The 14,224-nt window shown below is 33.1% G+C and carries 10 protein-coding genes and 1 pseudogene; 5 read left to right on the top strand and 6 right to left on the bottom strand.

Annotated features, from left to right (window positions below; translation table 11 throughout):
• Positions 1 to 89 precede the first annotated feature (89 nt).
• Positions 90 to 1,736, bottom strand: a complete 1,647-nt coding sequence (locus tag RWS90_RS04475) for a lactate permease LctP family transporter (protein ID WP_314549014.1) — start codon at positions 1,734 to 1,736, stop codon at positions 90 to 92.
• A gap of 575 nt (positions 1,737 to 2,311) precedes the next feature.
• On the opposite strand from RWS90_RS04475, the gene RWS90_RS04470 reads away from it, so the two are divergent.
• The 4 genes and pseudogenes from RWS90_RS04470 (at position 2,312) to lpdA (ending at position 7,565) form a co-directional block, all read left to right on the top strand.
• Positions 2,312 to 3,292, top strand: coding sequence for a thiamine pyrophosphate-dependent dehydrogenase E1 component subunit alpha (locus RWS90_RS04470; RefSeq protein WP_314549011.1), 981 nt, complete (start codon positions 2,312 to 2,314; stop codon positions 3,290 to 3,292).
• A 55-nt stretch (positions 3,293 to 3,347) separates the two neighbouring features.
• Positions 3,348 to 4,340, top strand: coding sequence for an alpha-ketoacid dehydrogenase subunit beta (locus tag RWS90_RS04465; RefSeq protein WP_314549009.1), 993 nt, complete (start codon positions 3,348 to 3,350; stop codon positions 4,338 to 4,340).
• A gap of 31 nt (positions 4,341 to 4,371) precedes the next feature.
• Positions 4,372 to 5,760 (top strand): annotated as a pseudogene (locus tag RWS90_RS04460) (dihydrolipoamide acetyltransferase).
• A 56-nt stretch (positions 5,761 to 5,816) separates the two neighbouring features.
• Positions 5,817 to 7,565: a dihydrolipoyl dehydrogenase gene (gene lpdA / locus RWS90_RS04455; RefSeq protein WP_314549007.1), complete on the top strand. Its 1,749-nt coding sequence runs from the start codon at positions 5,817 to 5,819 to the stop codon at positions 7,563 to 7,565.
• 112 nt (positions 7,566 to 7,677) lie between these two features.
• On the opposite strand, the gene budA is transcribed toward lpdA, so the two are convergent.
• The 5 genes from budA to trpS form a co-directional block, all read right to left on the bottom strand.
• Positions 7,678 to 8,373, bottom strand: coding sequence for an acetolactate decarboxylase (gene budA / locus RWS90_RS04450; RefSeq protein WP_314549005.1), 696 nt, complete (start codon positions 8,371 to 8,373; stop codon positions 7,678 to 7,680).
• An 82-nt stretch (positions 8,374 to 8,455) separates the two neighbouring features.
• Complete coding sequence (alsS, locus tag RWS90_RS04445) at positions 8,456 to 10,132, bottom strand: acetolactate synthase AlsS (RefSeq protein WP_314549004.1); 1,677 nt, start codon at positions 10,130 to 10,132, stop codon at positions 8,456 to 8,458.
• A 339-nt stretch (positions 10,133 to 10,471) separates the two neighbouring features.
• Positions 10,472 to 11,011: a GNAT family protein gene (locus tag RWS90_RS04440; protein ID WP_314549002.1), complete on the bottom strand. Its 540-nt coding sequence runs from the start codon at positions 11,009 to 11,011 to the stop codon at positions 10,472 to 10,474.
• Positions 11,012 to 11,206: 195 nt separating this feature from the next.
• Entirely contained in the window at positions 11,207 to 11,950 is a 744-nt protein-coding gene (locus RWS90_RS04435) for a DNA/RNA non-specific endonuclease (protein ID WP_314549000.1), read from the bottom strand.
• Positions 11,951 to 12,022: 72 nt separating this feature from the next.
• Positions 12,023 to 13,039, bottom strand: a complete 1,017-nt coding sequence (trpS, locus tag RWS90_RS04430) for a tryptophan--tRNA ligase (protein ID WP_314548999.1) — start codon at positions 13,037 to 13,039, stop codon at positions 12,023 to 12,025.
• A 177-nt stretch (positions 13,040 to 13,216) separates the two neighbouring features.
• On the opposite strand from trpS, the gene RWS90_RS04425 reads away from it, so the two are divergent.
• Positions 13,217 to 14,206, top strand: a complete 990-nt coding sequence (locus tag RWS90_RS04425) for a lipoate--protein ligase (RefSeq protein ID WP_314548998.1) — start codon at positions 13,217 to 13,219, stop codon at positions 14,204 to 14,206.
• The last annotated feature ends 18 nt before the right edge of the window (positions 14,207 to 14,224 follow it).

Below are 14,224 nucleotides of genomic sequence, written 5' to 3'. Positions count from 1 at the left end.
GACCAAAACATCAATGCGTTCATTGATATTTTGGTCGTTTTGTCAACAATCTGAAAGAAGAGTTGACAATAAAGTCAACTCTTCTTTTTTTAATGTGTAAGTATTAAATTCAGTATACCTGCAAAAATAAGTAAGATAATACTCCATTTAATGGTTTCTTTGAAAATCTCACTATCCTTATTTACTAAACCTACAGCAGCAGCAGCAACAGCAATTGACTGAGGTGAAATCATTTTTGCGATAGCTCCTCCTGTGATATTCGCAGCTACTAATAATGTAGGATCTACGCCAATCTGAGAAGCGGTAATAGATTGTAAACCTGCAAATAGTGAACCACTATTAACAACAGATCCAGTAAGAAATACCCCAATCCAACCTAGAATAGGAGAAAGTAATGGGAATATTTTTCCGGTATTTGCTAATGCTAATCCTAAAGTAGAAGACATTCCTGAGTATGTAGAAATATAAGCAAATGCTAAAACTGAACATATAGTAAGAATAGGTGACCAAAGTTCAAGGAAAGTTTCTTTTAAAACTAGTTTAATTATGCGGCCACGTACTCTAAAAATTATTATAGTAAGAATAGCAGCAAGAGCTATAGCTGTAGTAGTTGATGTAAAAGGTGAAAAACTAAATATAGCTTTTATAGGTGTAGGATCCTTAGTAATAGGAGCAACTTTAGCTACAGTACCATCTATATAATAAGGAAAATTAAAGATTAAAGAATTTAAAACTCCAGGTTTTTGACCAGTTTTGGGGTTACCGCTTTGAATTAATTGCTTAAAGAAACTAGTATTCAAAATAGTAACAAATAAAGTTAATAAAATAAATGGTAACCAAGCTGTAGTTACTTTTTTTAGAGAGAGTTCTTGCTTTTCTTCTAGTATATTTTGTTTTATTGATAAAATATTTTTTGGACTCCAGAATCTTAAGAATATAACTAATGAAAGTAAACTAATAATCGCAGAAACTACATCAACTAATTCTGGACCAACAAAATTTAAGAAAATAAACTGTATGATAGCGAAAGATCCACCTGAAACTAAAATTGCAGGAAGAGTTTCTTTTATTCCTTTAAGTCCATCTACCATAAATACCAATAAGAAAGTTACGATAAGTGTTACTAGGCATAAAATAACCGAAGTAGCTTTCCCTAGAGATACTGCATCTAACTCAGTAAGACTTGCTGGAATTGTCACGGGAATACCCATTGCACCATAAGCACCACCAGCAATATTTGAAACTAAACATATAGCAGCAGCTTGTAAAGGTTTAAAACCTAGACCGACTAAAATAGCAGCAGTAATAGCAACAGGTGCTCCAAAACCAGCTGCACCTTCTAGAAACGCATTAAAAGAAAATGCAATAAGAAGAACTTGAATTCTTTTATCAGATGATATTGATGAAATACTTTGCTTTATAATGTCAAAACATCCGATTTTGACAGTTAGTTTATATAAAAATATTGCAGATAGAACAATGCTAGCAACAGGCCATAAACCCGAGACTACTCCTTGTTCAGCTGCACCAGCAATTTTATCAACCGGCATTTTATAAAAGGTATAAGCTATAATGGCTGAGCTCAGAATACTTAAAGCCCCTGCTGTATAACCTTTTAATTTAAAGATAACTAATGAAATAAGAAAAATAATAATAGGAAGCACAGCGATGGCGGCAGATACCCAAATATTGCCGCTTGGATTGTATTGCTGACTCCAAATAGTATTTAAAAACATTTTAATACTCCTTCTAAGTTTTTTAGTATATAAGATTATACACTATTTAAAAAAATTATACACCCAAAAAATATATTTATACAATAGCTTTGCTTGAATTTTGCAATATAAAGTTTACATATTTTTGAGAAAATTACTAATTAAGTGCAATTTTTATAAAATACTAAGAAATATAAATTGAGGCTGGAAAAGCTGTAAAATAAAAAAATATTGTTCTTAATAATAAAAATTAAAAAAAGATATATATTATTGAAAAAATAATTTGAAGATTAATAGAATTTATATTTATTATTCTGTATTCATAAAAAAGACGATAAATACTCATAAAAATTTATCATTTAAAAAATGATATTATATAGTAAATAAGCAAAAATTTATAATACTGTATCAGTATAGAGGTATTTTATATTGATACAAATCACCAAATTTTATCTAGATAAATATTGTTATTTAATTGGAGCCGGAAATTTGACTTTTATTTTGAAACATTGTATATTATTAAAGTAATATATGATTAAAACATAATTTATATACATTTAATTTAATAAATATATACATAAACTTTGGAGGTTATTATGGTAAAAACATCAAAAGATTTAACTAAACAAGAGCATTTAGAAATGTATGAATTAATGCACCTTATTAGAGATTTTGATATGGAGTTAAGTAAACTATACTCTCGTGGTTTAGTTCACGGTATGACTCACTATTCAGTAGGAGAGGAAGCTGCTAACGTTGGAGCTATTTATCCATTAAGAAAAGAAGACTTAATGTACTCTAATCACCGTGGTCATGGTCAAACAATAGCAAAAGGAATTGAAATTGATCGTATGATGGCTGAAATCCTAGGTAAAGAAACAGGTCAATGTAAAGGACGTGGTGGAAGTATGCACGTTTATGATCTTGAACAAGGAAATATGGGATGTAATGGTATCGTTGGTGGAGGACACGGTTTAAGTACTGGTGCTGCACTAGCTCAAAAAATGAAAAAAACAGGCAACGTTGTTATTTGTTGTATGGGGGACGGAGCTACTAACGAAGGAAGTTTCCACGAATGTTTAAACATGGCATCTAACTGGGATTTACCACTTATTTTCTACGTAATTAACAATAAATATGGTATCTCAATGGCACAAGAAAGATGTATGCGTGTTGAAAAAATCACTGAACGTGCTGCTTCGTACAGAATTAAGGGAATTCATGTTGAAGATGGGAACGACGTATTAGCTGTATATGATGCAATGCAAGAAGCTATTGATCACGCTAGAAGTGGGAAAGGCCCTGTTTTAGTAGAAGCACTATCTTATAGATGGTTTGGACACTCAGCTTCAGATGCAGGTAAATATCGTAGTCGTGAAGAAGTAGCTGAATGGAAATTAAAAGATCCTAACGTAAAATATAAAAATTACTTATTAGAAAATGGAATTGCTACAGAAGAAGAATTAAAAGAAATCGAAGATAGAGCAAAAGCGACTATCGATGATGCTGTAGAATTTGCTAAAGAATCACCATTTGCTGATGGTTCAATTGCATTCCAAGATAATTATGCAGACTAATATTTTAGCTTAAAATAATTTAAATAATATTTTATATAATAGGAGATTAATAGTTATGACTAAAGAAACAAAAATTATGACAGTTCGTGAAGCCATAAAAGAAGCTATGACTCACGAAATGCGTGAAGATGAAAATGTATTTTTAATGGGTGAAGATGTTGGTATCTTCGGAGGAGACTTCGGTACTACAGTAGGTATGCTAGAAGAGTTTGGAGAAGAACGTGTTATCGATACACCTATCAGTGAAGCTGCAATTTGTGGTGCTGCTGCTGGAGCGGCATCTGTAGGTATGCGTCCAATTATAGACGTAACATTTATGGACTTTGTAACAATTGGTATGGATGCAATTGTTAACCAAGCTGCACCAATGCGTTATATGTTAGGTGGAGAAGTACAAGTACCAGTTACTTATCGTTGTGCATCTGGTGCAGGTACAGGAGCTGCTGCTCAACACTGTAAAGCTCTAGAAGCATGGTTTTGTCATATTCCTGGTCTTAAAGTAGTAGCACCAGGTACTGCAGGGGATGTTTATTCAATCTTAAGAGCTGCAATCAGAGACAACAACCCAGTTATCTACATTGAACCAAAAGCGTTATTCGGACGTAAAGGAGAAGTAGAAGTAGGTAAAATTGGTGTAATCGGAAAAGGAGACATCAAAGCAGAAGGAACTGATGTAACATTAGTATCTTGGGGAAGAATGTTAGAGCGTAGCTTAAAAGCTGCTGAAGAATTGAAAGAAGAAGGAATTTCAGTAGAAGTAGTTGACCCAATTACATTAGTACCATTAGATACAGACTTAATAATCAAATCTGTACAAAAAACAGGAAAATTAGTAGTATGTCACGACTCGTTCAAAACAGGTGGATTTGGTGGAGAAATCGTTGCACGTATCGCTGAGAGTGATGCATTTGATTTCTTAGACAGTCCAATTTACCGTGTTGCAGGAGCTGACACTAACATTCCATCAGCTAAAAACTTAGAAAAATTAGTTGTACCTGATGTAGAAGACATCAAAGAAACAATTAAAAAAGCTGTAAATAAAAAATAAAAATTTAGTTAGCGAAGGATGTGAATAAAACATGGCAGTAGAGGTTATTATGCCAAAAGCCGGTAGTGAAATGGAAGAGGGCGAAATCGTACAATGGTTCAAAAATGAAGGTGACCATGTCGAAGCAGGTGAAGTCCTATTAGAAATCGTAACAGATAAAGTAAATATGGAAGTTGAAGCTGATGCAAGCGGAACTTTATTAAAAATATTAGCACAAGCAGGGGATGTTGTACCAGTTGTTCAAACAATCGCATGGATTGGTGAACCAGGTGAAGCAATTCCTGGAGCAACTTCAACAGGTGAAGTAGCTCCTGTTGAAACTGTTGTTGAGAAAAAAGTTGATCACACACCAGTTAAAGAAATAGAAGTAATTGATTACTCAGGAATTCGTGCAACACCAGCAGCAAGAGCGTATGCTCGTAAAAAAGGACTTGATTTGTCTAAAGTTAAAGGAACTGGAGCTAAAGGACGTATTCACAAAGAAGATGTTATTGATTACAAACTTAACTCTAAGGTTAAAATTTCTCCACTTGCTGGACGTATTGCACAAATTGAAGGAATTAATACAGAAAGTATCGTAGGAACAGGACCTAATGGTAAGATTATGAAAGTTGACGTTCTTGCAGTGCTTAATGGTACTCCAAAATCAGAACCAGCTAAAAAACAAGAAATTGCCCAACCAGGTAAAAAATCTGTTAAAGCACCGAATGAAAATCAATGGGGAATTGTTGAAACAGTACCGATGTCACCAATGCGTAAAGTTATTTCTAAACGTATGAGTGAATCTTACTTCAGTGCACCAACATTCGTAGTTAACGTTGAAGTTGATATGACTGAATTATTAGCTTTACGTAAAAAAGTTGTTGATGCAATCCTTGAATAAACAGGTAAAAAAGCGACTGTTACAGACTTTATTTCATTGGCGGTAATTAAATCATTAATGAAACACCCATATGTAAATGCTTCATTATCGGGTGATGAAAAAGAAATGTACCTACATCACTATGTAAACTTATCAATCGCAGTTGGTATGGATAGTGGACTTGTGGTACCAGTAATTAAAGGTGCTGATAAGATGAGCCTTAAAGAGCTTGTAGTAGCTTCTAAAGAAATTACAACTAAAGCTCTTGCTGGTAAGTTAAAACCAGATGAAATGGCAGATTCAACATTTACAATCAGTAACTTAGGTATGTATGGAGTTAAGAGCTTTGTACCAATCATTAACCAACCAAATACAGCTATTTTAGGTGTAAGTGCTACTGTTCAAAAACCAGTAGTATTAAATGGTGAGGTTACTGTAAGACCTATTATGACATTAACATTAACAGCGGATCACCGTGTAGTTGACGGATTAGAAGGAGCTAAATTCATGAAGACACTGAAAGAAGCTATCGAAAATCCACTATCATTACTAATTTAATGATGATATAATATAATAGAAAATAAGAGAAAAGTGTATTAAGGAGTGATTATAACATGGCAGTAGAAGTTATTATGCCAAAAGCCGGAAGTGAAATGGAAGAAGGCGAAATCGTACAATGGTTTAAGCAAGAAGGTGACGAAGTAAAAGAAGGAGAAGTCCTACTTGAAATCGTAACTGATAAAGTTAATATGGAAGTTGAAGCTGAAGCAAGTGGAACATTATTAAAAATTCTTCACCCAGCTGGATCAACTGTACCAGTAGTTCAAACAATTGCTTGGATTGGACAACCTGGTGAAGCAGTACCAGGAGCTGATGGTGCAACTGCAGCAGCTCAAGAAGTTGTTAAAGAAGTAGCAGCTGATGTTAAAGTACCTGAAACTAAAGCAGAAGAAGTATTACCAAAACGTGAACGTCGTGGAGAATATGACGTAGCAGTAATTGGTGGAGGACCTGCTGGATATGTAGCAGCTATTAAAGCAGCTCAATTAGGAGGAAAAGTAGCATTAGTAGAAAACCGTGAACTTGGTGGAACATGTCTAAACCGTGGATGTATTCCAACAAAAACATTCTTACACAATGCTGAAATCATTAACTACATCCGTTCTGCAAAAGATCGTGGTATTAAACTTGTAAATGATGCATTTACAGTTGATATGGAACAAACGGTAGCGGTTAAAAACAAAGTATCTAAAACTCTGTCAGGTGGGGTTGCAGGATTACTTAAATCTTACGGTATTAAAGTATTTAACGGAGTAGGAAGTCTAACAGCTGATAAGAAAATCGTTGTTGATGAAAAAGAAACTATCGATGCTGATAACGTAATTTTAGCTGGTGGTTCTAAAGTAAGTAGAATCAACATTCCAGGAATGGATAGCGATAAAGTACTTACAAGTGATGAGTTCTTAGATATTAAAGAAGTACCATCTCGTTTAGCAGTTATCGGTGGAGGAGTAATCGGTTCTGAGTTAGGACAAGCATTCTCTACATTTGGTTCTAAAGTAACTATCGTTGAGATGGCTGACCGTCTAATCGCAAACATGGACAAAGATGCTTCTGTAGCATTAGAAAAACAATTCAGAAAACAAGGTATCAATGTTCTTACATCTACTAAACTATTAGAAATCGTTGATAAAGGTCACGAAGTAGTAGTTAAAGTAGAAGGAAAAGAAGATATCGTAGTTGACAAAGTATTATTATCTATTGGACGTGTTCCAGATAACACATGTCTTGGTGAATTAGCTGATAAATTTGAAATGGAACGTGGACGTGTTAAAGTTGATGAATACATGGAAACTTCTATTAAAGGAATTTACGCTCCTGGAGATATCAACGGAGTTAAAATGTTAGCACACGCAGCATTCAAGATGGGAGAAATTGCAGCTGAAAATGCTATGGGTCATAATAAAAAAGTTGATCTTAAAGCTACTCCAGCAGCAATCTACACTCATCCAGAAATCGCTATGGTTGGTTTAACTGAAGATCAAGCACGTGAACAATATGATGTTAAAGTTGGTAGATTCAATTTCGGAGCTAACGGACGTTCGTTAGCATCTAACCACGGTGAAGGATTCGTTAAAGTAATCATGGATACTAAATACAGAGAAATCTTAGGTATCCACATCGTAGGACCAGTTGCAGCTGAAATTATCAATGAAGGTTCAACTCTAATTCAAACAGAAATGACAATCGATGATGTTATGGATATTATTCACGGTCACCCAACATACTCAGAAGCTTTATATGAAGCAATGGCTGACTGTATCGATATGTGTATCCATGCACCTAAGAAAAAATCTAAATAAGTTTAATGAAGAAAGCAACTAGATTTCTAGTTGCTTTCTTATATATTATTTGGTAATTATATTGTTATAGAATAATTCCCCCAGGTAAGGATTACTTGCTTGGGGGAAAAGTTTAACGAGAACTTTCAGCATCATGGACTTCTTTGTGTAATGTTTTTAAATTAATATTAACAGCTTTATATTCAATACTTTGAGGTAATTCAAGTGTGAAATTAAGAGGTTTAGATACTTCAATAGTAGCATTTTTAATATCAAAGTTAAATACATGTCCACCTTGAGTACGATCATCACTAATATAGTGAAGATGGAATCCTCCCACACCAACTCCTTGAGTATATTCAGGAGAAAAGAAACCAACTATTGTACCCTTACTATCTTTGTAATTAAATATACTTTGTGTTTCTAATATTTCTAGAAGAGTAGGATAAGGTTTTTCATGTTTTTTAGGTGAGCGAGTATCAATTTTATCGAATACACCAGTAATTTTTATTGCATAAAAATAATTTGGATTTAAATATTCACCAATATCATTGTTTAAATTTTCAAAACTTGTTGCAGTTACTTTTTTGAAGTTTGTAGAGAACTTAGTAATATTTGAAAAAGGTGAAGTTGCATCTTTAGGCTGCAGAGTAGAGAATCCATTGCTATCAGTTTTATAAACTTCTCCATTTAATATAATCATTTCGCCATCAACACCTTCGAAAGTACCAATCCCAAAATCACCATGTTCTAGTAATTTTTCTACAGTTGTAGTTCCACTAAATGCTCCACCCATTAGTGCAGCCATAGTGCTATATTGATATAACATAATACTTCTCCTTTTATGTCTTATATTTTTGAAACAAGAGAAACTTGAATCAGGCTTAATAGAAACTAGTAGTTCTTTAAAATTAGTTTAAGTAGCTATCTTGAAGAGTTTCACCAAGTTTGATGTTATCACTGTAGTCAACAGGTACATCAATAACAACAGGGCCTTCAATTTTAAATGCTTCTTCTAAACATTTCGCAAGCTCTTCTTTTGTCGTAGCTCTCATACCTACCGCCCCATAAGATTCTGCATGTTTTTTTATATCGACTTGACCAAGATGTACAGCAGAATCACGTCCATATTTCATCTCTTGTTGGAATGCGACCATGTTATATGATGAATCGTTCCAAACTACGTGAACTATAGGTGATTTTAATCTTACAGCAGTTTCAAGTTCCATTGCTGAGAATAGGAAGCCACCGTCACCCGATATTGATAAAGTTTTCTTATTAGGATAAAGTAATCCTGCAGCTATAGCCCATGGTAAAGCTACACCTAAAGTCTGCATACCATTAGAGAAAAGTAAATGGCGAGGTTCGTAAGAACGGAAATGTCTAGCTAACCAAATACCATGAGATCCAATATCACAAGTAACAATAGTGTCATCAGATACCGCATTTTGAGTTTGCTGAATAATTTCTAATGGATGAAGTCGACCTTCAATTTTTGATTTAGGAGGTTCATCACGTTTTACTATTTCTTCTTGCAGTTCTTTTAGATAAGATAGATTTTCTTCTGAAACCCTTACTTTTGGATTTTCTTCATAAATACATTTTAAAGTTGCAGAAATGTCACCGATAAGTTCTATATCAGGTTGATAATCTCTATCTATTACAGCGATAGTATCGTCTATGTGGACTAATGTAGCACATTTATTGGTATTCCAATAGACTGGATCATATTCGATAGGGTCATAACCAATAGATATAATTAAGTCCGCTTTGTGTAACAATCTGTCACCAGGTTGGTTCCTAAATAATCCAACACGACCATAGAAGTGTTGAACAAGGCCGCGAGAAATTACGCCAGCAGCTTGGAACATTTCAACAACAGGTATACCAGTTTTAGCAACTAATAATCGAATTGCTTCTGTGGACTCTTTAGTAGAAGCATTCATTCCTAAAAGAAGAACTGGCAGCTCAGCATTTTCAATTTTTTCTACTAAATCACGGACATATTTCGGATCTGCAATACCTAAAACAGGTTCTTTAAGTCTTTTAATCGCTTTTACAGAAGTATTTTCATTTATAACATCAGCAGGTAAAGAAACAAAAGTAGCACCTTTTTTAGGTTCTTTAGCTTTTCTAAATGCATTAGTAATTGCCTCAGAAATACTATCTTGATGACCTACCTCAACAGCTGATTTAGTTATTGGACGTAGCAAACCAACATTATCCATACTTTGGTGTGTTTGTTTTAATAAATCAGAACGTTTAACTTGCCCTCCTATAGCAACTACAGGATCTCCCTCAGAGTTTGCTGTAACTAATCCAGTTGCAAGGTTACTAACCCCTGGACCAGAAGTAACTAAGGCAACTCCAGGTTTTCCAGTAAGACGACCAACAGCTTGAGCCATAAAAGCGGCATTTTGTTCGTGGCGAACTACAATAAGTTCAGGCCCGCGGTCAACAAGTGCATCGAAAACAGCATCTATTTTTGCACCAGGTATAGCAAAAACGTGTTTAACTTCTTCATTTATTAAAGTATCTACAACTAATTCTGCTCCACGGCGAGACTGTTGTTCTAAATTTTCTCTCATTAATTAATCCTCCTAAATCATGAGACTTTCTAAAATATATAATAATATTCTAACTCTATATTGTATTTTTTTCAAGAATGGAAACTTTCGGGAGTGATTAAAAAATCGTTATTTCGGAGAAACAAGATTTTGTCGAGTTATCTCCACGAAGTTTATTAGATATCTAAAAAGCTTTTATAAAGAGAATTTAGATATCAGTAAACCATTGTCTCTATGAGTTATCGCATATAAACTTTTTAAAATTTAAGACTTTTTGATCGGTACTATTTTTAGTAAATAGAAATTTGTATATTATGTGCAAGTGTAAAGAGTATATAGTTCTTAATCAGATAGATTTTATCATTCGTTAATTGAATTATTAAAAAATTCATCTCTTAATATACCATATTTTATAGAATCATAGTAAACTTCATTATAATATATAACTTTTCTAATTCTAGCTTCACAAATAAGACCGATTTTTTCTGCGAGTTTCATCATGCGCTGATTACCACTCCAAGTAGTAAGTCCAATATGTTGAATTTCTGGAAACTTATCAAAACATATCTTAACCCATTTACTTAAAGCTGTAAAGCCTATACCTTTTGACCATATGCAGTTATCATATATTATAATTCCAATCTCTAACCATCTAGTAGCAAAATTCTCCCAATAATAAGTGACGATACCGACAGGTTTATTATTAAAAAATATGCCTAGAACACGTTCACTTAAATAATATTCGTGATGATTTTTTAGTAAGAAAGTTTCTAAGTCTATAAATTTAAATTCGTTAAAGTAAGGTGCATTGTATTTACTCCATTCCGGATTCTCTGACGAGTAAATCACATTATATAAATCAATTAAATGTTTTTCTTCAATTTTTTTTAGTGTAATCATAAAAATCTCCTTTTCTATATTATACCATAGAAAAAACTAGAGAATATGTAAGTAGCTTGTATAAAAACTGTTATTATAATATTAATTTTTAGTATGAAAGGTTATTATGTGAAAATCAAAAAGTAGAAGAATAGAAAAATTTATAAAAGAAAGCTAAAAAAAGGGATGACCCATTTTTGAGTCACTCCCTAAATTTTATTTCACTGTGTATTTACCAGTTTTGTAGTCTATAATAACACCTTTTTGGAAGTTTGGTAAGAATACATTGTACTTAACACTCTTACCATTATCTTCAACTGATATAGCTTCCATAATTACACCTTGAGCAACTAGATCATCACCTTTAAAAACGGGAGTTACACGATAACGAACATGTTTTTTTGTTTTCTTAACATAATCTGCAACTTCATTTTCAAAAGGAATCATATTGTGATTCATAAATCTTGTGCCTGTCATAAGATTTTTGTCATTATCATTTTCACCAGCAAGCTGAAATGCTATTAAATGCGATCTATCATAGACATGCGCTCCTCTATTACTTTGCCATCCACTAGGACGAACATGTGCGATTTCTTCGCGTTTATCAGTAGGCATTAAATCGATACCTATTATTCCATTTGCTTGTCCGACACGCCCAAGTTTATCTAACGGGCTGTAATTTTCAAAAGAACTAGCAGATAAATCCTCTTTAGAAAAGTATGGATTATTATTGTTTAGTACTTTATATCTATTATTATCAGTTGCTTCACTTTCCTTTGGTGCTGTAAGTGAGTTTAGTACATCATCAGGTATCTTTGAAACACTAGCAAAAGTTGCAGTGTTCGCACTTTTATTTGACGATTTATTGGTATAGTATGTAATAGCAAATGCGGCTAAAATTACTATAGCAATAGAAATTAATGAAAATAGTGATAATTGTTGCTTTTTTCTTTTTGCCATAGGACCTCCTTATTTTTTTATAATAATTCAAACGATTAAGAGGAAGAGTTAAGCTCTTCCCCAAAATTAATTTTATTTTTTAAAATAGTTAATACCCATTGCATCTTTTACTTCATCTAGAGTAGCAGCTGCAACTTTTTCAGCTTTTTCACTTCCGGCTTTTAGCATTCTGTATACTTCGGTTTTATCTTTTGCGAATTCTTCACGACGTTCTCTTATTGGACGTAAGTAATCTTGCATAACATCATTTAAACGACGTTTTAATTTCATATCACCAAGCCCACCGCGAGAATAGTGTTCTTTAAGTTCAGCGACTTCATCAGTACGAGAATCAAAAATATCAAGGTATGTGAATACTACATTTCCTTCTACTTGACCTGGATCTTCAATTTTAATGTGATTTGGATCAGTATACATTTTCATGATTTTAGCTTTAATATTTTCTTCGCTATCCCCTAAATATATACCATTATTTAAACTTTTACTCATTTTCCCTTGTCCATCAATTCCAACAAGACGGGCGTGATTTTTAGGTGGAAGTACAATTTCAGGAAGTACTAGAACTTCTTTATTGTATGTTCTATTAAAGTCACGAACGATTTCACGTGTTTGCTCAAGCATAGGTTTTTGATCTTCACCAACAGGAACGTGAGTTGCTTTAAATGCTGTTATATCAGCAGCTTGACTTACAGGATAAGTAAAGAATCCTGCGGGAATACTTTCACCAAATTTCTTATCGTTAATTTCCTGTTTAACAGTAGGATTACGGTGTAATCTAGAAACTGATACTAAATTCATGTAGTACATGTATAATTCTGCAAGTTGTGGAATTTGTGATTGAATAAAAATAGTAGTCTTGCTAGGATCAATTCCAACTGCAAGGTAATCAAGTGCAACTTCTGTAATATTTTCAATAACTTTTCCAGGATTATCAGCATTATCAGTAAGAGCTTGTTGATCGGCTATCATAATAAATACTTCAGTATCATCTTCATTTTGTAAAGCTATACGATTTTTTAAAGAACCAACATAGTGACCTAAGTGAAGTTTACCAGTTGGTCTATCTCCAGTTAAAATAATTTTTGTCATAAAAGGGTAACTCCTTTATAATAATTTTAATAATTCCTTATAATTATACCATAATCTAGCAGAAGTTTGTTTGAATTAATATAAAAAATATTAATTTGAATAAAAATGTAGTGCTTTACTTGGCAAAAAATGTTATAATAATAGGTATAGAAATAGTTAATTATCAAGGAGATTAATATGATATACATAGAATCAAAAAGTAATGATCCACGCTACAATACCGCTTTAGAGCTTTATGCTTTCAATGAACTTTCAGAAAAAGATGATGTGTTTATGTTATGGATAAACTCACCATGTATCGTTGTTGGTAAAAACCAAAACACAACAGAAGAAGTAAACCAAAAATTCTGTGATGATAAAGGTATTAAAATTGTTCGTCGTGTAAGTGGTGGTGGTGCAGTTTATCACGATTTAAATAACTTAAACTACACTATTATCTCAAACGGAAGAAAAGGAGAAGAATTTGACTTCAAATCATTCTCGCAACCTGTACTTGATGCATTAGATTCTCTAGGAGTTAAAGCGGAATTTACTGGACGTAATGACTTAGAAATCGATGGTCAAAAATTCTGTGGTAATGCACAATACGTACGTAATGGTCGTATTATGCATCATGGTTGTTTAATGTTTGATGTTGATACATCAGTTTTAGCGGATGCTTTAAAAGTATCTAAAGATAAGATTGAATCAAAAGGTATCAAATCAGTACGCTCACGTGTAACAAATATTAAAGATCATCTTCCAAATCAAGACATGACAGTTCAAGATTTCGTTGCTGCACTTAAAAAATATATGAGTGAAAAATACGAAATGACTGATTTTGTTGCAACTGAAGTAGATGAAGCTGCAATCTTAGCTATCCAAGAAGAAAAAAATAACTCATGGGATTGGGTATATGGTAAAAACCCTGACTTCAATATTAAACGTAACAGAAGACTTAAAACTGGTAAAATTGAAGCTAATATCATGGTAGAACAAGGAGTTATTACTAATATCAAATTCTACGGAGACTTCTTCGGAGTAATGGATGTTGAAGATATTGCTAAAAAATTAGTGGGTGTAAAATACCAAAAAGAAGATATTCAAAAAGTTTTAGAGCAAATTGATATTAATTCGTACTTCTTAGGAGCAACATTAGAAGAAGTAGTAGATATCTTAGTAGATTAATAAATAATTTTGGAGGGA

Origin of the sequence: uncultured Gemella sp. (assembly GCF_963529685.1) — a bacterium.
GTDB lineage: Bacteria > Bacillota > Bacilli > Staphylococcales > Gemellaceae > Gemella.
The sequence above is the reverse complement of the archived record's forward strand: the minus strand, read 5'-3'. Positions and strand labels throughout refer to the sequence as shown.

Coding starts and splice junctions, on each gene's coding strand:
- RWS90_RS04475 (WP_314549014.1), bottom strand. CDS start 1,736: ATGTTTTTAAATACTATTTGGAGTCAGCAATACAATCCAAGCGGCAAT.
- RWS90_RS04470 (WP_314549011.1), top strand. CDS start 2,312: ATGGTAAAAACATCAAAAGATTTAACTAAACAAGAGCATTTAGAAATG.
- RWS90_RS04465 (WP_314549009.1), top strand. CDS start 3,348: ATGACTAAAGAAACAAAAATTATGACAGTTCGTGAAGCCATAAAAGAA.
- lpdA (WP_314549007.1), top strand. CDS start 5,817: ATGGCAGTAGAAGTTATTATGCCAAAAGCCGGAAGTGAAATGGAAGAA.
- budA (WP_314549005.1), bottom strand. CDS start 8,373: ATGTTATATCAATATAGCACTATGGCTGCACTAATGGGTGGAGCATTT.
- alsS (WP_314549004.1), bottom strand. CDS start 10,132: ATGAGAGAAAATTTAGAACAACAGTCTCGCCGTGGAGCAGAATTAGTT.
- RWS90_RS04440 (WP_314549002.1), bottom strand. CDS start 11,011: ATGATTACACTAAAAAAAATTGAAGAAAAACATTTAATTGATTTATAT.
- RWS90_RS04435 (WP_314549000.1), bottom strand. CDS start 11,950: ATGGCAAAAAGAAAAAAGCAACAATTATCACTATTTTCATTAATTTCT.
- trpS (WP_314548999.1), bottom strand. CDS start 13,039: ATGACAAAAATTATTTTAACTGGAGATAGACCAACTGGTAAACTTCAC.
- RWS90_RS04425 (WP_314548998.1), top strand. CDS start 13,217: ATGATATACATAGAATCAAAAAGTAATGATCCACGCTACAATACCGCT.